General features: G+C 39.5%; 14 protein-coding genes. 4 read left to right on the top strand and 10 right to left on the bottom strand.

The window, feature by feature from the left end:
- Positions 1-43: 43 nt before the first annotated feature.
- Both I6F48_RS19885 and I6F48_RS19880 read left to right on the top strand, forming a co-directional pair.
- Positions 44-781: a FadR/GntR family transcriptional regulator gene (locus I6F48_RS19885; protein ID WP_024594154.1), complete on the top strand. Its 738-nt coding sequence runs from the start codon at positions 44-46 to the stop codon at positions 779-781.
- Between the two features lie 68 nt (positions 782-849).
- Positions 850-1584 (top strand): FadR/GntR family transcriptional regulator, encoded by a 735-nt coding sequence (locus I6F48_RS19880; RefSeq protein WP_166109292.1) that lies wholly within the window; start codon positions 850-852, stop codon positions 1582-1584.
- Between the two features lie 102 nt (positions 1585-1686).
- On the opposite strand, the gene I6F48_RS19875 is transcribed toward I6F48_RS19880, so the two are convergent.
- The 10 genes from I6F48_RS19875 to I6F48_RS19830 all read right to left on the bottom strand — a co-directional run bounded on the left by I6F48_RS19875 (position 1687) and on the right by I6F48_RS19830 (position 13094).
- Positions 1687-2307, bottom strand: coding sequence for a 2-dehydro-3-deoxy-6-phosphogalactonate aldolase (locus I6F48_RS19875; RefSeq protein WP_165739258.1), 621 nt, complete (start codon positions 2305-2307; stop codon positions 1687-1689).
- A complete protein-coding gene (locus I6F48_RS19870) occupies positions 2298-3305 on the bottom strand; it encodes a 2-dehydro-3-deoxygalactonokinase (RefSeq protein ID WP_165739256.1) in 1008 nt (335 codons plus the stop codon). The genes I6F48_RS19875 and I6F48_RS19870 overlap by 10 nt, the downstream gene beginning before the upstream one ends.
- Positions 3306-3323: 18 nt before the next feature.
- Entirely contained in the window at positions 3324-4487 is a 1164-nt protein-coding gene (locus I6F48_RS19865) for a mandelate racemase/muconate lactonizing enzyme family protein (protein WP_024594150.1), read from the bottom strand.
- A 10-nt stretch (positions 4488-4497) separates the two neighbouring features.
- Positions 4498-5925: an NAD-dependent succinate-semialdehyde dehydrogenase gene (locus tag I6F48_RS19860; RefSeq protein WP_166109291.1), complete on the bottom strand. Its 1428-nt coding sequence runs from the start codon at positions 5923-5925 to the stop codon at positions 4498-4500.
- A gap of 123 nt (positions 5926-6048) precedes the next feature.
- Positions 6049-7032: a hypothetical protein gene (locus I6F48_RS19855; protein WP_197120146.1), complete on the bottom strand. Its 984-nt coding sequence runs from the start codon at positions 7030-7032 to the stop codon at positions 6049-6051.
- Position 7033: 1 nt separating this feature from the next.
- Positions 7034-7813: an SDR family NAD(P)-dependent oxidoreductase gene (locus tag I6F48_RS19850; protein ID WP_024594147.1), complete on the bottom strand. Its 780-nt coding sequence runs from the start codon at positions 7811-7813 to the stop codon at positions 7034-7036.
- An 11-nt stretch (positions 7814-7824) separates the two neighbouring features.
- The gene (locus tag I6F48_RS19845) at positions 7825-9396 is read right to left on the bottom strand and encodes a sugar porter family MFS transporter (RefSeq protein WP_024594146.1); all 1572 of its coding nucleotides are present in this window, start codon (positions 9394-9396) and stop codon (positions 7825-7827) included.
- Between the two features lie 200 nt (positions 9397-9596).
- On the bottom strand, positions 9597-10472 hold the full coding sequence (locus tag I6F48_RS19840) for an SMP-30/gluconolactonase/LRE family protein (RefSeq protein WP_197120145.1): 876 nt from the start codon (positions 10470-10472) through the stop codon (positions 9597-9599).
- A 17-nt stretch (positions 10473-10489) separates the two neighbouring features.
- Positions 10490-11653: a mandelate racemase/muconate lactonizing enzyme family protein gene (locus tag I6F48_RS19835; protein WP_055255562.1), complete on the bottom strand. Its 1164-nt coding sequence runs from the start codon at positions 11651-11653 to the stop codon at positions 10490-10492.
- Between the two features lie 19 nt (positions 11654-11672).
- Complete coding sequence (locus I6F48_RS19830; protein ID WP_024594144.1) at positions 11673-13094, bottom strand: sulfatase; 1422 nt, start codon at positions 13092-13094, stop codon at positions 11673-11675.
- A 344-nt stretch (positions 13095-13438) separates the two neighbouring features.
- Between I6F48_RS19830 and I6F48_RS19825 the strand changes: the two genes are divergently transcribed.
- Together I6F48_RS19825 and I6F48_RS19820 are read left to right on the top strand one after the other, a co-directional pair.
- Positions 13439-15574: a multiheme c-type cytochrome gene (locus I6F48_RS19825; RefSeq protein ID WP_197120144.1), complete on the top strand. Its 2136-nt coding sequence runs from the start codon at positions 13439-13441 to the stop codon at positions 15572-15574.
- Positions 15575-15918: 344 nt separating this feature from the next.
- A complete protein-coding gene (locus I6F48_RS19820; RefSeq protein WP_197120143.1) occupies positions 15919-18459 on the top strand; it encodes a TonB-dependent receptor in 2541 nt (846 codons plus the stop codon).
- The last annotated feature ends 160 nt before the right edge of the window (positions 18460-18619 follow it).

The raw sequence follows: 18619 nt of genomic DNA, 5'->3' as shown, positions 1-18619 counted from the left end.
CATTACATTGACCAGTCAAACATAATATGTTTATATTAAAGATATGAGCGAACTTATATATTACGACCTAAAACAAACATCAGGAATGGCAGCAAGCCTTTCTGTTCAAGTGGCTAAAGAAATTGGCAGACGCATTGTGTCTGGATCATTTGAAGCCGGCAGTTTAATTGATGATGAAGATGCACTAGCTAAACGCTACCAAGTAAGCCGCGTAGTAGTACGCGACGCGGTAAAAATCTTAGTAAGCAAAGGCCTACTTGATGTACGCAGAGGTATTGGTACGCGTGTACTACCTCGTGATAGATGGAATATGCTAGACGATGACGTATTAGCATGGCATTTATCAGCACCACCTAATCGTAAATTTTTAGAGCAATTAATGGACGTGCGCCTAGCCTTTGAGCCAAAAGCAGCACGTTGGGCAGCTGAACGTGCGCGCCCTGAGGATTTAATTGAAATTGCAGCCGCATGCGAGCGCATGGCTAAAACAGATAACAGCGTAGAAGATTTTATTATTGCTGATTCTTTATTTCATAAGGCCATTATAAAAGCAGCGCAAAATAGCTTTTTAGCTTCTATGGAAGGCGTTATTTATTCTGCACTTTTAGTTAGTATTAAAGTAACAAATAAAGACCCGCGCGATAACGGTGCATCTATTCCGTTTCATCGTGAAGTGTACGAAGCCATTGCTGCAAAAGATGGCGATAAAGCCGAATTTCTCACCGAAAAACTCCTAAAAGATGCCAGCTTTCGTCTTTCTGCGACAGTAAATAACAAATAGCCATTGTTTATTGTCGCAAATTCATATAAATAGTACGTATAAATAAATAATACGGACACTAAGATACTATGAGCGAATTAACATACTACGATCTAAGACGCAGCAGCGCCATGTCACCTAGCTTACCGGTACAGGTAGCTAAAGAATTAGGCCGTAGAATTGTTGCTGGCACATATACTCCTGGCACACTGATTGATGATGAAAACCGTTTAGCTGAACGTTTTCAAGTAAGTCGAGTTGTTGTTCGTGATGCAGTAAAAATTCTTGTTGGTAAAGGGCTTTTAGATGTACGCAGAGGCATTGGCACTCGCGTAAAAACCCGTGATAACTGGGCGTTGCTTGACGATGATGTTCTTGCGTGGCATTTAAGCGCACCACTTAATCCTGAGTTTTTAACTCAATTAATGGAATTTCGTTTAGCATTTGAGCCCAAAGCAGCCAGTGTTGCAGCGCTTCGCGCAGAGCCTGAAGATATTAAAGCCATTGAAGATGCATTAAATGAAATGCAAAGCTCGGTAAGCGATTTAGATAAGTTTGTTATTGCTGATGCGCATTTTCATGGCGCTATTTTACGCGCTTCTCATAATGAGCTATTTATTTCGATGGAATGCGTTATTTTTTCAGCGTTGCTTGTGAGTATTAAAGTAACAAACCAAAGTGCACTAAGTAATCATGCTTCTATTCCGTTTCACCGAGAAGTATTTGATGCTATTGCCACCGGTAATAGCGAAAAAGCACAAGCCCTTACAGAAAAGCTTTTAGCTGATGCTAAATCAAATTTAGCTAAGTTAATGGATATTTAATTTATTTTAAATAGCACCGCTAACTCATCATTTATTGTGAGAGGAATGATGAGTAGCGATGCAAGCACAACAACGTTTTATCGCAATTTTATTAAAAATTAATTAAAGATAATATTCAGCATAATTTTTAGCATTAGTCGTAAATTCTTCTAAACCCATTCCGGCTTTATACAAGCCGCTTCCTAAACCAAAACCAGTTGCCCCTGCATTAACAAATTCGTCCTGATTTTGAGGCGATACACCGCCCACAGGGTAAATATCAATACTAGAAAGCACCGTTGTAATTGCTTTTAAGCCTTTTGGGCCAGCTGTATCTGCTGGAAATAACTTAAGCGCGTCGGCACCAGCATGCAGTGCAGCAAAACCTTCAGTGGGTGTATAAAACCCTGGTACGCTGTACAATCCTTTTAATTTACTATAACGGATCACCTCTACATCGCTATGCGGCGATATAATAATACGCCCACCCGCTTCAATCACCTGATCAACTTCGTCTTTAGTAACAACCGTGCCCGCGCCAATAATGGCTATATCTGCGTATTTATCACTTAATAACTTAATACTTTTTAATGCTTCAGGAGAATTAAGTGGCACCTCAATAACGCGGTAACCAATATCAATAAGTACTTTTGCATAATCAAGCACTTCATTTGGTGTAATACCGCGTAAAATAGCAATCAGTGGTAGTTGCTTCATAGCATGAGTTAACGTAATTAATGACATAATTGAGTTTCCTTTTTAGTTAAAAGACCGGCCTGTACAGCTAGTGTAAACATGCCTTTAGTAGATGCAGTAGCACTGCTTAAAATAGAAGAAGTGAAGCCGAGTTCTTTTAATGCTTCACAATAGAGAGTGTTTAAACTTGAGTTACCAATTAAATAAACATGCTTAATGTCGTTTAGCTTACTTTTAATACCCGCAAGCTCAGCGCCAATAAGTAAACCAGATAAGTAACTAGGTACGTTTTGCAGCGTTAATTGTTTATCTAGCTTTAAAGTACGCGCACTAAATAATGCACTTAATAAACTGCTCTGAACTTGACTAACACCAACGCCTTTTAAAAAGCTTGGCATATCTGTTGGTGTTTTATCTAGTGACTCTAGCCCTTCACCTAAAATGCTTTGTTTAGTCAATAAATCAAACATTTCGCCGGTCATAAACGTACTAAGACTTGTAATAACCGTTTTTTGGTCAGTATCTTTTGCAACTTGAACCCACTTAGAGTGAGTACCGGGTAGGCAAAACATAGTCTCACTTAAGGTTTGATTACTTAGCTCACCCGCTGTTTGCTCTACATCTAATACAGCGCCAAATACTTGTACTTCTTCACCGCGCATTACATCGCATACATTATTTTCCATAACGTATTTAACACCCGGCACAATACTAATTTGTAAGCCGGCTTTATTATTTGCTTTACAAAGCTTTACACTCATACTGTCGAGATTAGCTGGCGCATTTACATAGCCTGTATCTTGCCAACCTATAGCACCGCCTACCATACCCGCCATAATAATCGGCATTTTATGCTTTGATAACCAGCCTGATATATAACTAAGTAATACGGTTTCTAAACAGTCATTTTTAATACAAAGTACGCCCTGCTCACCATTAACAGTATCTAAAATGCTGCCTTTGCCATCGACTAAGAAAGCTCTAAAGTTAGAGCTTCCCCAATCAACCACAATTAATGCTGGTAAGTTGCTTTTGTTATCGCTCATAAGCCTTGCCCTTATTTATTAAATTGATACTTCATAATGTTTAATAAAATCAAGGTCGGGCTCAATACCAAGGCCTGGACCTTGTGGTAGCGCAACTGTTCCGTTGTTATTTTTAACTTGCTCGTTAATATTTAGAGACTCTTGCAATAGCTGCTCTCTAAATAAGTTTGGCGTTGTATCGTACTCAAGCATAGGTTGTACTGGGTGTGCAGCACCTGGTAAATCAGGTAACGCAGCTAATAAATGTAGATTAGTACCTACCGCAATAGCCGAACCCCACACATGGTTTATAACAGGTACAAAATGCGCGTGTGCCATGGCTAATACTTTTTGATATTCGGTAATACCACCGAGCGCACACACTTCTGGCTGGAGTAAATCAACGCAGCGGTTTTTAATTAAGTCTCTAAAGCCCCAGCGGGTAAATTCGGCTTCGCCACCGGCAATGCTCATATCAAGTGCTTCACATAAATCGCGATAGCCTTGATGATCCTCTGGTGCAACCGGTTCTTCAAACCAGTACACGCCTAAATTTTGCAGCTCTCGACCTAGCGGAATAGCTTCGCGCGCTGTATATGCATGGTTAGCGTCAACCATTAGGCGCATATCGCGGCCAATACCTTTACGCACAGCTTCAACAAGCTTTATATCGCGGTCTGGCGAAAGGCCTATTTTCATTTTCATGGCCGTAAAGCCCATTTCTTTAATGCGTTGGCTTTCTTCGGTAAAGCGCTCTTCCAGGTTTGGAAACTTTTGTAGCATCATGCCGTAACCATAAGCCGGAATGCGGTCTCTAAAAGCACCCCCTAGTAACTTATAAACGGGTTGATCTAAAAACTTACCTGCAATGTCCCACAGAGCAATATCTACACCAGATAAAGACTGAATAGGCATGCCTTTTTGGCCATGATCTCGCAATAAGTTATAAACTTTATGCCAAATCACTTCTCTGTCGAGTGGATCCATGCCCAAAATCATAGGCTGAATTACATGCTCAACAATTGTTTTATTGGCAAACGCAACGCCGCCACCGCCAAAACATTCGCCCCAACCTGTAATACCTATATCGGTACGAACTTCAACTAAATGTGCGGTACGTTTAGCGTAATACTGCTGCGAATAACCAAGTTCTTCTTCTAGGTCGTACTGTAAAACGTGGCTAATAATTTGTGTGATTTTCATAGTCTGTTCCTTAAACCTTTAACGCGCGAGAAACACGTTTATATGCAAGGTAGTCATCTAAAGCTAACAACGAACAATCAACACCCACGCCCGATTGCTTAATACCAAAATGAGGTAAATTAATGCTGTATTTAATGCCGTTAACCTGTACTTCGCCAAAGCGTAAATGTTTTGCAAAGTAAGAAATAGTGTCTTCGTTACTACTAAAAATAAATGAACTTAAACCAGCGTCAGTATCATTTGCATCGCTAAGTACCTGTTCGTTATCACTAAACGTAATAATACTAATAACAGGGCCAAATATTTCGTCTTTGTATAGATTCATGCTCGAATCTACATTTGTAAGTACGGTTGGTTCGTAAAAATATCCATTAACGCCTGTAGGTTTTTTACCACCTAATTGTAATTTAGCGCCTTTTTGCTGTGCATCTTTAACTAGCTCATCAATCCGTTGCCATGAGTTAGCATCCATAACAGGGCCCATATCAATAGCCTCGTTTTTATCAAAACCAACTTTTACTGCTTTTGCACGAGTAAGTACTTTTTCAATAAATTCATCAGCAACGCTTTCGTGTACAAATACACGATTTGGGGTAACACAAATTTGCCCTGCGTTGGCAAACTTAACACCACAAATTACATCGGCTGCGTTATCTAAATTCGCATCGCTACATACAATGGCAGGTGCATTACCACCAAGTTCCATTGAATAACGCTTGATTGACGTAGCACCTGTTGCAATTACATGCTTACCCACATTAGTAGAACCAATTAAAGTAAGTACAGAGGGAATAGTTGACGCTGAAATGGCATCGCCTACGGTGCTATCTGTGCCCGAAAGTATGTTAACCACACCTGCTGGCAAGCCGATTTGTTCACATAATTCGCCTACAGCATAAGCAGACAAAGGCGTTTTACTTGACGGTTTTACTACAAGCGGACAACCCGCAGCCATTGCTGGGCCTAATTTATAAGCCAAATTTAATAATGGAAAATTCCATGCTAAAAATGCAGCCGCTACACCAACAGGCTCACGCGAAAGAACGTGGCTGTGCGTACCTTCATTATCTTTTAATTCTTCATCGGCGATATTAACAATGGCATCAGCGTAAAAATTAAGGCTATCAACTAACATTTGAAAGTCGTCAGCGGTTGACTGCCATGGTTTAGCCATTTCTAAATGCACGCATTCACGTAAGTGTTGCTCGTTTGCAATTACTGCATCACGCAGTTTAAGCATCCATTGAGCACGCTCTGTTGCAGGCGTTGTTGACCAACTTGAAAATGCTTCTTGCGCAGACTCTAAGGCCATGTTTGCTTCATTAATACCTGCAGCCGAAATTTCGCCTACAACTTCGAGTGTTGCAGGATTGATAATTTCGGTCGTTGCGTCACTCGTTATTAATTTTCCACCAATATACAGTTGTTTAGAAAGCATTCTGTCGCTCCATTATTATCTACAACACCCTAAGGGCTAAATGACTAAAGTAAGACACACAGGCCTTAATACATAACAACTATTTAAACATATGATGTTTGATTGAGCAAACACAAAATACATTTAGTTAACAAAAAAACTCATATGCCAAGATTTATGAGCATTGCTTTTAATTAAGCCTTCCTCTTCACTCGCCATGGCTTTGTGTAAAGAATCGCTATTGCCTATACAAGGTTCTATCCCAAGTACAAAAGGGGGTAGCTGCTCATTGGCAGACCAACCATTGTAATTAAACCAAAGCCCTAAGTGACTTATGTTTGTTGATGAAAATTCAAACCCGCAGCTTTGCTGAGCTTTATCATCAACCAGTTTTACAATTATATTTTGATCTTTATGAGTGTCCGTATTTAAGTGTTTGCTAAAAACCTTACTTGCAAAACCACTGTTATATGGCATAACTTTATTTAGCGGCGGGACTTTAGTTGAGCACTCACTCCAGTTAATAAAGGCACTATTAACGTTATAAAAATGACTTAGCCCTTCATCAACTTTAAACTCCATATGTTTGTTATTTATTAAAATACGCATCTCTGGTTTTATGGCAAAAATAGGATGCGCTGACCAAACAAAAGGGAGATTGTGAGTTGTGTTATTTTTTACGTAGTAATCAACAAGCAGCCGCTTACTGTGTCTTTTTAAGGTAAACGTTCTTATAAATGTAAAAGTAGAGTCAAAAACCTCAGCTTGTAAGCTAAGTATTATTTCTTCATCGCTAATATGGGTATTAGTTATTTGCCATGCTTGGCACCACAATTCACCATGATCATGTGAAAAATGCGTTTTATTGGGGATATGTTCGTACAGCTGAGGAGAAATACCCGGAAAACATTCATCCCAACCACCGCTATCATGCTCAGAGAAATCATTGTTTTTTGCAGGTTTTAAAGTGATTTGTTTATCGTGAGCAAGCCACTCTCTATTGTGTTTTAAGCTTACAATAGAGATGACTTTTGCACCCAACTGAGGAATAACTGTAATAGCAAGCTCACTATTTTTTAGCAAAATAGCCTCAAAACCATGAGCCTTACAGTGTGTTAAGTTAAGCACTTTAATCGTGATAAATTACAGAACGGCCACCATCAATGATTAAGCTTTGCCCTGTCATAAAACTCGAATCTGAACTGGCTAAAAACACGGCTGGGTAAGCAATTTCTTCAGTTGTTCCATTTCGTTTTAGAGGATGTACATCGCCCATTGCTTTGCGTGAAGCTTGCGGATCGTCTGTTTGCTCCCACGACTTAAACGCCATAGGTGTTTCTATCATGCCTGGGCACAATGCGTTTACTCGTATGTTGTGCTTTGCGTATTCAACGGCTAAGTTTTTAGTTAACCCTATAACCGCATGTTTAGTTACCGCATACGGAAAATACCCCGGTACAATTTTATAAGAATGTACAGAACCTACATTTATAATACTGCCACGGCCTAACTCTTTCATATGCTCAAGTACGGCTACAGCACACTGCCACATACCTTCAACATTAACCGCAAAGCTATCACGCCACATTTGTGGCGTAACGTCATCTACGTTTCGCCCGGGGCTAATTAAAGCCGCGTTATTAACTAAAATACTGGGCTTGCCGAGCTCATTAACTACTTTTTCAACCATGTTTTTTATAGCCGTTTCGTCGCTAATATCGGTATGAGCAAAAATAGCATCAAACCCTTTGCTTTTTAGCTCTGCTACAACACTTTCACCCATTTCTTTATTTATATCAGCAACACACACTTTAGCGCCTTGCTCACAAAATACGCGTGCTACTGTTTTTCCAATTCCATCGGCTGCGCCAGTGACAATAGCAACTTCGTTTAATAATCGTGATGACATAGTTATATTCCTTATTTATTGAGCCCAGGGACCAAATCGCGTTCAATGGCCTCAATAGACTTGCCCTTAGTTTCGGGAAGTATGAATGCCATAACAATGCAGCCTACAATAGCGACGCCTCCGTAATATAAAAACGTATTTGCTGCGCCCATGTTCTCTAATTGCCAAGGGAAAAACTGCTGAATACTCCAGCTAGAAATACTCTGTACTAAGGCGGCAAAGGGTAGCGCAACACTGCGTACTCGGCTTGAAAATATCTCCGAGAATATCACCCACATTATTGGCCCTATCGACATATTAAAGGCGGCTAAAAATGCGAATAATCCAAATAAAACATACGCAGGACTAATATTTATAGAAGCATTAATAATTGCACCGGTAACAACTGGTAGCTCTTTTTTACTGTAAATAGTGGCTAGATCTGCTTTTAGCGCAACATCAGTGCTGTATATTTTATTTTCGAAAACGTGCAGCTTTGTAATATCTACTTTTTGCTCTGCAACTTTGGTTATTGCTTCACTGTTGAGTGAGTACGTGGCATTTTCAAAACCATACCAAATTGATACATGCGCAACAGCAATAAGCAGTAAACCGGTAATAGTTAATGTTCTTCTGCCAAGTTTTTCAACAAAGAATATGGCGACCAATGTAAATAATACAGATACCGCACCAAGTACTATTGTTTGTAAAAAAGAGTTTTCGACGCTCATACCTATTTGTTCAAACACGGTAGGTGCATAAAACAATACGGCGTTCATGCCGGTTGCGCCCTGCACTACCGCGTAACATACAGCAAGTAGCACAACAAAACGCATAGGCTTACTAAACAATACTTTAAGTTGCTCTAGTGCACTGTTTTTTGAATCTTCTTGAATGGTTGCTTTAATATCATTAAGTACTACTTCGGTATCGGCGTTATTGATCCCCATACCTTTGAATACAGCGCGTGCTTCTTCATCACGTTTTTTGCTCATTAACCAGCGCGGCGATTCAGGAATCGTCATTAATAACGAAAACCAAATAATATTAGGCACAATTTCAAAGCCAAGCATATAACGCCAAATATTGGCTTCATTTAACCATTCAATTGAGCCCATGTTTTTAACAAAAAAGTAATTAACAACAAACGCAAATAAACTACCTAACGTTATAAGCAACTGATTAACTGATACAAATTGGCCGCGTTTATTAGCGGGTGCAATTTCACCAATATACATAGCTGAGACAGTTATAGAGGCAAATGCGACCCCTCCTATAAAGCGTCCAACAACCAGCATGGGGTAACTTACCGCAAAAGCAGAAATAACCGTAGAGAGTGAATATGTTAAAGCAATGCCAATAAGTACCTTTTTACGACCAAATTTTTGGCATAAAGTACCTGTAAAAAATAGTGCGATGATTACGCCAACAATGGCGCAACCCACTACATTACCTGTTTGTAAACTGGTTAGCTCAAACTGCGAACTAACATAGCGTAACGCCCCCGATATATTGGCCGCGTCTAGGCCAAATACAAATCCGCCAAATGCTGCAATGAGGGAGTACTTAATTGCTTTTGTTGATTGTGTGTGTGTGTCTTTCAATGTATTACCCTTAGTTTTATTTTTATACTTTTACTGTGTTGGTAATGAGTGCTCTACAACATATAAAAGAATAACATTGATAGAATTAGTAAAAACAATATAAACATATGATGTTTATATGTGCAATGTGTTTTCCTCTCACATCTAATTAATGTAAGAGGAAAAAACACAAAATTAATATTTAAAGTGAATACGTAAAATTAAAAGCCGTCTATTTTAACGCAAGGCTCAAATACACCTTTTACCGCATTTTTAAATGCAAGCGTAGCGCCGTGAGGTATAGCATTAAATGGGGTATCTTCTAGGCCACATTGTGCTGACGTTACGTAAAGTGTTGTACCATCGTCGCCAAACGCTGGGCATGTAGGGCGAGGTGTTTGAGTCGCTAAGCTTTGAATTACCTTAGCTTCGAGCGATATGCAATCTACACGTGCGCCATCCCAAAGTGCAATCCACATGTTGCCTTCGCTATCAATTACAGCGCCATCAGGTGATACAGCTGAGCTCGAATAGTCAAAAAACAACACACTTTCTCCTATTGGCGTACCCGTAAGTGAGTCGACGTCAAATCGGTAAATTTTTTGCGTTTTTGAATCTGCGTAATAAGCTCTAGCACGCGACTTATCAAAACAAATACCATTGGGTATGGTTAAATCACTAACAACTTGAGTAAGTACGCCGTTGTGAAAACGATATATTGCCCCTTCGTTTTCGTGAGCATCGCCGTGCATTGTGCTTATCCAAAACCCACCCCACGGATCGGCACGCCCATCGTTACTGCGGTTGTCAGGTTTATCTGCTTCAACGCTGCACAAAAAAGTTTGCTTATGCGTGCTGGTATTATAGGTATTTAGGCCTTTATCACTTGCTAGTAATAAGGTTTCATTGTTTACCCAAGCCAGAGCGGTAACCATATCATCTAAGCGTTGCTCAACTTTATGGTCGCCTTTTTTGCTGTGCAAAATATGGTTTGGAAAATCAACCCAATAAAGCGTTTGTGTGATCGGGTGCCACAAAGGCCCCTCGCCTACAAAATTTAGTGTGCTGTCAAAAACAGTCGCTGTAAGTGTATTCATTTAATTCTCTAAACTAGTTACCAGTTAGTATGTGAACCATCACGCTTTGATAAATGCGGTGCTTCGGTTTCTACAGGGGTTGCCAATCTAAACGCGGCTTCGTTCACTTCAACACCTAAACCAGGTACTTCAGGGATAGTAAACTTATTGCCTGTTAATACATGCTGCTTAGGAAAAAGAAGTGGATCATGGGCGCCAAACTCACTAAACGGACCTTGGTGTGTTTCCATTAAACCTAAATTTGGCAGCGCTGCAGCAAAGTGATTTGTTGCCGCTGTACACACAGGGCCAAGCGGGTTATGTGGCATAACATCGATATAATGTGCCTCAGCCCAACCAGCCACTTTCATTGCTTCTGTTAAGCCACCAATGTTACACACATCTACACGTAAATATTGAGTAAGCCCCTGCTCTATATAAGGCTTAGCTGCCCATTTAGAACTAAACTCTTCACCAATCGCAAAAGGAATATGCGTTAAAGTACGCAGCGTTTTATACGCATCAGGAGATTCATGACGAATCGGTTCTTCAATAAAATCGAGTGTATCGGGCTTTAAACGTTGGCAAAACGAAGCAGCCTCAGCCACGCTTAATCTGTGGTGGTAATCAATACCGAGTGTAATATCAGGCCCAAGTACTTTACGCAGCTCATTTAAACAACGAGCTGTGCGCGTTATAGATTCTTGTGGTTCAAAAAACACAGGGTCGTCAAAACGACTCGGTATCACTCTTATTGTTGTCCAACCTAGCGCAATAAGTGCTTTTGCTTCTTTAACTAAATCGTCAAATTTATCAGGATCGGCCTCTGTATAACAACACGCAAAGCACGCTATGTGCTCGCGTTGTTTGCCCCCTAATAACTGATAAACAGGCACTTGTAGTGACTTACCTAAAATATCATAAAGAGCAATATCAATGGCTGAAATAGCAGCCGTAATTACACGGCCCCCTTCAAAATAATGGCTGCGGTAAAGCTCTTGCCAAATACGGCCAATTTTACGTGGATCTTGTCCTTTCAAAAATCCAGCAAAGTGATGTATCGCGCCAATAACTGCTTGCTCTCGATTTGATAAGCCCGATTCGCCCCAGCCAACTATGCCACATTCGGTTACTACTTTTACTAATAGCTGATTACGTTTCCCTACGCAGCCTAAAAGCGCTTCAACAGATTCTATTTTCATTATTATTACCTATGCGTTATTAAGGTTGAGTTGCTGGTAAACGGTATTTATCCATGCGGTCTATATCGTATTTTTCGTATTTTCTTTTTAATAACCAGCGCGGACGCTCTAACGTTAATTCCCATTCAAACAATGATTTAAACATAGTTTTAACACGTTCAGGATTTTTTGCTGCTAAATCTGTTTGTTCACTAATGTCTGTGCTTAGGTCGTATAGCTCTGCTGGGCGGTCTGGGTAACGAATAAGTTTCCAATCGTTATCGCGTATTACAGCTCTGTTTTCTTTTTTCCAGTACATCACTTTATGTGGGCGTGCTGTGTTTTTACCTTGAATATAAGGGAGTAAATCAACGCCATCAATATCATTACCTAACGCCTTACCTTGTGCGGCACTGTAAAAAGTAGGCAGTAGATCTAGTGTGCTTACTGGGTAGTCGTAAGTCGAACCTGGTTTAATATGTTTTGGCCAACTAATTAAGAATGGTACACGAATGCCCCCTTCTAACTGGTTTGATTTAGTCCCTGCAAGTGGTGCATTATTTGAGGCGTTTTTGTCAGATGGGCCACCGTTGTCGTTTGAAAAAACCACAATAGTATTATCATCTAAGCCTAGCTCTTTAAGTTTATCAAGTACATAACCACTGGCTCTGTCTAACCCTAGGGTCATTGCAGCAAGCTCTTTACGTTTGCCCGTTAAGTTTGGAAACTTAGCTAAATCTTTAGGATCTGATTCAAGCGGAGTATGTACTGCGTTAAAAGCTAGATAGATAAAAAAGGGTTCATCTTTGTTTTGTTCAATGTACTTAGCGGCTTCTTTACCTAACTCATCGGTTAAGTACTCTTTTGGCTCTTCGTAATTACCAAAGTCACGCTCTAATTTTTTATCGAAAAAATGTTTGTTTCCATTTTTCATTTCTTGTTCTGAATAGTTAAAGTAGCTTCTGTCGCCACCTCTAAACCCTAAAAAGGTATCAAAACCACGTTTTAAAGGATGAAACCTGTCGGCGTCACCTAAATGCCACTTACCAAATACCGCTGTTTTATAACCCTGCTCTTTAAGATAATCGCCCATTGTTTTTTGATCTAATGGCAAGCCCATATCTGCACCTTTAAGTGCTGAGTTATCGCTCATAAAACCAGGTACGTTAATTTCTTCGTAACCAAAACGTTGCTGGTACTTACCCGTCATTAAACCTGCGCGTGAAGGACCACAAGTAGAATCACTTACGTAACCTTGAGTAAAACGAACACCGCTTTGGGCAAGTTTATCTAAATTAGGTGTTTTAAGCTGCGTACTACCTTGAAAGCCAAAATCACCAAAACCTGCGTCATCAGCAAAAATTAAAACAATATTAGGTTTTTCTGTTTGTGCTTTTGCCATTGCATTAGCACTAACGCAAAAGCCTAAACATACAGAAAGAAGAACAAGTAGCTTATTCATCACAGTTTCCTATTTAATATAATAGTTAAGCACATAGCTAAAAAATATTAATTACACCATAGCTAACATATTGGTTATATTAGACTATTACGGCTAGTTAATTTAATGGTTGAGTTGTAAATAATGCGTTTATAAATCACAATATCGCTACACTAAACAAAACATAACAATATTGCAAACATATGATGTATGATATTTTGAAATTAATTTTTCAATTTCTCACTATTACTTAAGCCTAATAACAGCGTCAGCTTAAAGGCAAAGCTCATTTATTGAGTACTTAGCTGCGGCCTGTTATTTAGTTTTAAGTATGCATTGGTGTGCTATTAAAGGTGGATTCTAAAATGATAAATATAAAAAACAGCCTTTTTGTTGTTCTTTTTTTATGCAGCTGTTTTTCAGCGATTGCAAACGAGGAATGCCAGTCTTGTCATCAACAACAAACCCATGATTGGAAACAGTCAGACCATGCAAACTCAATGGCTTTAGCCAATAAAGATACCGTGCTTGGTGATTTTAATAATATAACCGCGACCCACTTTTCTCAAAAAGCCGTATTTTATAAAGAAAAAGAGTCCTTTTTAATTGATTTGACCGAGCAAGGCACTAAAAAAACGTACACCGTAAGTTATGTATTTGGCTTTGACCCATTGCAGCAGTATTTAATTGAAGTTGAAAAAGGCAAATACCAAGTATTTCCTTTTGCATGGGATAGTCGCGCTAAATCACTAGGCGGAAAGCGTTGGTATGCTAACTACGCTAACGAGGATGTAAAACCTAACGACCGTCTCCATTGGCTGCAACCTCTACAAAACTGGAACGGCATGTGCGCCGATTGCCATTCAGATAATTTAAAGCGTAATTTCAATAGTGAAAAGGAGCGCTTTGATACGCACTTTTCGAATATAAATGTGGGCTGTAAATCGTGCCACAGTGAGATTACTAACGAACACAAAACTAAAAAAGTGACTAAACCGGCTCAAACAAGCCCCACCAATATGTCGCAGTGGAAAATAATTGGCGATAATAAAATTGCTACTTGGCAAGGTGAGCCGCGCGATAACAGCTTTATGCAAGGTTGTTATGCGTGCCACTCATTGCGTAGCCCACTAACGGATGGTTTTGACAATAGCCAAGCGTTTTTAGACCAATTTAGCCCTTCATTTTTAGAACCGAATTTGTATCACGCCGATGGCCAAATTAAAGAAGAAGTGTATGTGTTTGGCTCTTTTGCACAAAGTAAAATGTACAAAGCCGGGGTTAACTGTGTTGACTGCCACGATAAACACACCATGAAAGTTAAAACAAAAACGAATGGGCTGTGCTTACAGTGCCACAGTGCCAGCGAATACAACAAACCCGAGCATCATCGTCATAAAGAACAATCAACCGGTGCACAATGTGTTAGCTGCCACATGCCAACCAACAGATACATGGGCGTTGATGACAGGCGCGACCACAGCTTTAAAATTCCGCGCCCTGACATATCAATAAAATACGATACACCTAATGCGTGTGTGCAATGCCACGACGGTCAAACCAACGAATGGGCAGCAAGCACGCTTGAAAAATGGCATGGTAAAGCACCGGCTTTGAGTGCAAGCGAGCACAGTATGCTTGAACTGCGCTCATTAAAAGCGATATCGCAAAATGCACATATGAGCTTAATTAATGACTTTTCGTTAAATGAAATAGACCGCGCCAGTGCAATTGCCTATTTAGGTAATTCGGGCGCTGAGCTAAACGATGCCACAGTAAAAAGTTGGGTTAATTCGCCGCTCCCGCTTATTCGCTTAGCGATTGCTAAAGTAGGCTTTTTACTCCCCGAAGCAGAGCGCTTAAAAAGCTACAAACAACTATTAACCGACAAATTAAAGTCGGTGCGTGTTGCTACAGCGCAAAACCTAAGCCAAACAACAGCGCAGTTAAACGGGCTTAATCAATCAATTATAGAGCTTGCACACGCCAATACCGTCAATACATGGCGCGGTGAAGGCAACATCAATCAAAGTATGCTCGCGCTTAATAAACAAGACATAAACGGTGCTATAAAGTCGTTACAAAAAGGCATTAGCGTTGACCCTTACTTTGATGCAAGTTATGTAAATTTAGCCGATATTTATTATCGCCTTGGTCAAACAGCGAAAATGCAAAGCACGTTAAACAGTGGTTTAAAGGCCGCACCTACGTCTGCGTCGCTGCACTATGCAAACGGTATGGCGCTTATTAGAAGCGGTAACAAACCCGCTGCGGTTGACTCGTTTAAACACGCAATGGCACTTGAGAATAATAACGTGCAATACGCTTATTTATACTTTTTAGCACTAGATAGCATTGGCTCAACAGCGCAAGCCGTGAGTGAATTAAAACTCAAAATTGGTGCTTATAATAATGCGCCGCAGCTTAAAAATTTAGGAATGAGCTTTGCTCAAAAGCTTAAAAATGCTGAGGATTACCACTTTTTTGCTCGTTTAAAATAATTTTTAAAAATTGAATTATTTTTCATTCTAAATTTGTAATTTAGATTAGAGATTAAAATTCAAACACTTAACTTAATAATCTTGTGTTACTTAAACGGTAATACAAGGTTATAACCTCAATATCACAAGCAACATTTAATAAACAAGTAATCAACACATTGCACTTGCAAACATCATATGTTTAAATTGTTAGAATGAATCATTCGCGATTATTTACACTTCTTGATTGCTTATAGCTTTATCGCAATTAAGAGTCGCTGTTTAATTAGCCTGATTCTAAATAACAGATACTGCCGTTGCATTATCTGCACACACAGTAATTATGAAGAAACGGAGTGGTTAAAATGCTTAAACACAGTAAATTGCATACAGCAATATTACTTGCATGTTGTTCTTTATCAGCTTTCACACACACTGCATATGCACAAGAAGAAACAACCGCAAAACAAGCTAAAAGCAATTCAGACGATTTTGAAGTTATTTTAGTGAGCGCACAAAAACGCGATCAAGCATTAAAAGAAGTTCCCTCTTCAATCGAAGTGCTAAGCGGTGATTTAATTCAAGAAATTGGTATAGATAATGGGTTTGATCTAGTCACCTACTTACCTGGTTTTGGCATTGATGACAGCAGTGAAATACGAACTACAACATTAAAAACACGTGGTATAGGCACTTTTACAAATTCAATTGGCTTACAGTCTTCAAACCTAGTCGTTATAGATGGTGAAGTATTACCTCGCCAATCAATGCTTAACTTACCTATTTCAGATGTACAGCGTGTAGAAGCAATGCGCGGCCCACAAGGGACTTTATTTGGCCAAAACACATCAACAGGCCTATTGCATTATGTAACTAAAAAGCCGCAACTAGATGACCGAGTTTCAGGCACGGTTAGAGCACAAGTTACTGAGTTTGATGGCACTGATTTTAGCGGCACCGTAAATGTACCACTTAACGAAAACTGGGCAGCTCGATTTAACGCACAATACAGTGATATTGATGGTTGGATAAAAAACACCATGCCTGGTGAAGAAGATTACACTATTGGCGCAAAAACAACGAAAGCTGGTCGCGGCCAACTTTTGTACGACAACGGTGAAGAGCTAAACGTACTATTTCGCTTAGAATATTCAGAGACAGACACAAATTGTTGTTCTCTTACTCGTTTAGGTGGAATAAACCCAGATTTTGGCCCTCGTCCAATCGTTAATGTAAAAGACGATGGCACTATTGAAGGCACAACCTATAACCGTGTAAATCCTGAGTCTACTTTTGAAGAAGCCGGCGGCCCGGTTACATCACGTAATGCAGAAGGTAACTTTGGTAGAACAGAAAATTTTGGCTTTTCAATATCGGCTGATTACTACCTAAATGATGAAATTACACTTAGCTATAATGGTAGCTACAGAGATTTTGATTTATATAACAGTTCAGCATTTTTTACTATTAATTTTCCTGTAGAGCGAACCGCTTTTGGTGGTAACGAATCGGTTGATGTTCTTCAACAAGAGTTTCGTATTTCGTCATTTAATAATGAAAAATTTGATTGGGTATTAGGTCTTTTTTACCATGATACCGACGGTCAGCGCTCTGAAATACGTGACGGTTGTATTGCAGGTAACCGTGGCTTTATTGAAGGCGGCGAATTAACAGGGTGTTATTCAAAGCAATCTACCGATGCTTTTTTAGCTAACTATGCAACTACTGGCGATGACGACCGCTCATTACTAACACCTTCTCGCTTACTAAATAGTGGTGATTTTACAACTGGTTTTGAAAACGTCGCTATTTTTGGACAACTTGAATACCAAATAACTGAGCAATTAGATGCTACTTTTGGTTTTAGATTATTACACGAAAAAAGTGATGCAACCTTTGCACGTACAGATTTGGTAACACCTTCTACAGGTGTTGGAATGGAAACATTCAATGAAGTATTAGAACTTGCTCAAACAGATCCATCGCTTATTTTACGCCAAGACGCGCCAACTAAATTTGATAACTCAGACACCGCATTTATATACAAAGCGGTTGTAGGTTATGACTTTACTGATGATATTCGCGGTTATGTGAATTATTCTACCGGCTATAAAGGGGCATCTTACTTTGTAACAACAAATACCGATCCTGCCGATGCAGACAACTTCCCTACCGATCCTGAAAACTCTTCAAACTTTGAAGTAGGTCTGCGTTCAGCTTATTTTGATAACGATTTACTGTTTAACTTTACGTACTTTGATATGAGAGTTGACGATTATCAAGTACGTGCCAGCCGTGTAATAGATGAAGAAAATAACATTATTTTTGCAGGCTATGTAAACGCAGCACAAGCACGTTCAACCGGTATTGAAGCCGATGTAGTGGTTAAAATATCAGATAAATTAAAGTGGTCGTTTAACTACGCTTATTTTGATGCTCGCTACGAGGACTTTGCTGATACACCTATAAACTGTCCTGCTGGTGATGGTGGTTTACTTGCTTCTCGTTGTACAACTGATTCAACAGGCCGTCAGAGCTTTGATCAAACGGGTTTATCTTTCCCTAATAATGCTGAGCAACAATTTTTAAGTACTATTTCATATAATACACAAATTGCTGATACAGGCTGGAATGCTAATACACGTGCAGTTTGGCGTTATAATGGCAGCCATACACAATCAATTAACGAACTTGCCTTTGGCGAATCAGCTAACCCATCGTCAAGCATTTGGGATGGTTACTTAAGCGTAAGCAAAGATAACTTACAGTTTAGTGTATTCATTAAAAACTTATTTGATAAGTCGTACACTACTCGCCAACGTATAAACTCTGAAGGTTTTGGGGAAGCATTCTACCCTCGTGACTGGAGTCGTTATGTGGGGGCAAGCGTTCAATATAGCTTTTAATACATAACGAAAACTGAATATAAAAAAATAGCGCTAATTAAGCTGTCTCTTATACACAAATCCCTGCTAAGAAATTAGCGGGGATTTTTTTGAACTAAATCTCAATGTCATGATCAGATCTTCAAATCTTATTTGAGGGCACATTATGATTAACGAACAT

The organism is Pseudoalteromonas sp. SWYJ118 (assembly GCF_015864505.1).
In the GTDB taxonomy this organism is placed as follows: domain Bacteria; phylum Pseudomonadota; class Gammaproteobacteria; order Enterobacterales; family Alteromonadaceae; genus Pseudoalteromonas; species Pseudoalteromonas arctica.
The sequence above is the reverse complement of the archived record's forward strand: the minus strand, read 5'-3'. Positions and strand labels throughout refer to the sequence as shown.

Bases quoted from the DNA above. Each gene is read 5' to 3' on its own strand.
- I6F48_RS19875 (WP_165739258.1), bottom strand. From the start codon at position 2,307: ATGTCATTAATTACGTTAACTCATGCTATGAAGCAACTACCACTGATT.
- I6F48_RS19820 (WP_197120143.1), top strand. From the start codon at position 15,919: ATGCTTAAACACAGTAAATTGCATACAGCAATATTACTTGCATGTTGT.
- I6F48_RS19840 (WP_197120145.1), bottom strand. From the start codon at position 10,472: ATGAATACACTTACAGCGACTGTTTTTGACAGCACACTAAATTTTGTA.
- I6F48_RS19885 (WP_024594154.1), top strand. From the start codon at position 44: ATGAGCGAACTTATATATTACGACCTAAAACAAACATCAGGAATGGCA.
- I6F48_RS19865 (WP_024594150.1), bottom strand. From the start codon at position 4,487: ATGAAAATCACACAAATTATTAGCCACGTTTTACAGTACGACCTAGAA.
- I6F48_RS19870 (WP_165739256.1), bottom strand. From the start codon at position 3,305: ATGAGCGATAACAAAAGCAACTTACCAGCATTAATTGTGGTTGATTGG.
- I6F48_RS19835 (WP_055255562.1), bottom strand. From the start codon at position 11,653: ATGAAAATAGAATCTGTTGAAGCGCTTTTAGGCTGCGTAGGGAAACGT.
- I6F48_RS19825 (WP_197120144.1), top strand. From the start codon at position 13,439: ATGATAAATATAAAAAACAGCCTTTTTGTTGTTCTTTTTTTATGCAGC.
- I6F48_RS19860 (WP_166109291.1), bottom strand. From the start codon at position 5,925: ATGCTTTCTAAACAACTGTATATTGGTGGAAAATTAATAACGAGTGAC.
- I6F48_RS19850 (WP_024594147.1), bottom strand. From the start codon at position 7,813: ATGTCATCACGATTATTAAACGAAGTTGCTATTGTCACTGGCGCAGCC.
- I6F48_RS19880 (WP_166109292.1), top strand. From the start codon at position 850: ATGAGCGAATTAACATACTACGATCTAAGACGCAGCAGCGCCATGTCA.
- I6F48_RS19830 (WP_024594144.1), bottom strand. From the start codon at position 13,094: ATGAATAAGCTACTTGTTCTTCTTTCTGTATGTTTAGGCTTTTGCGTT.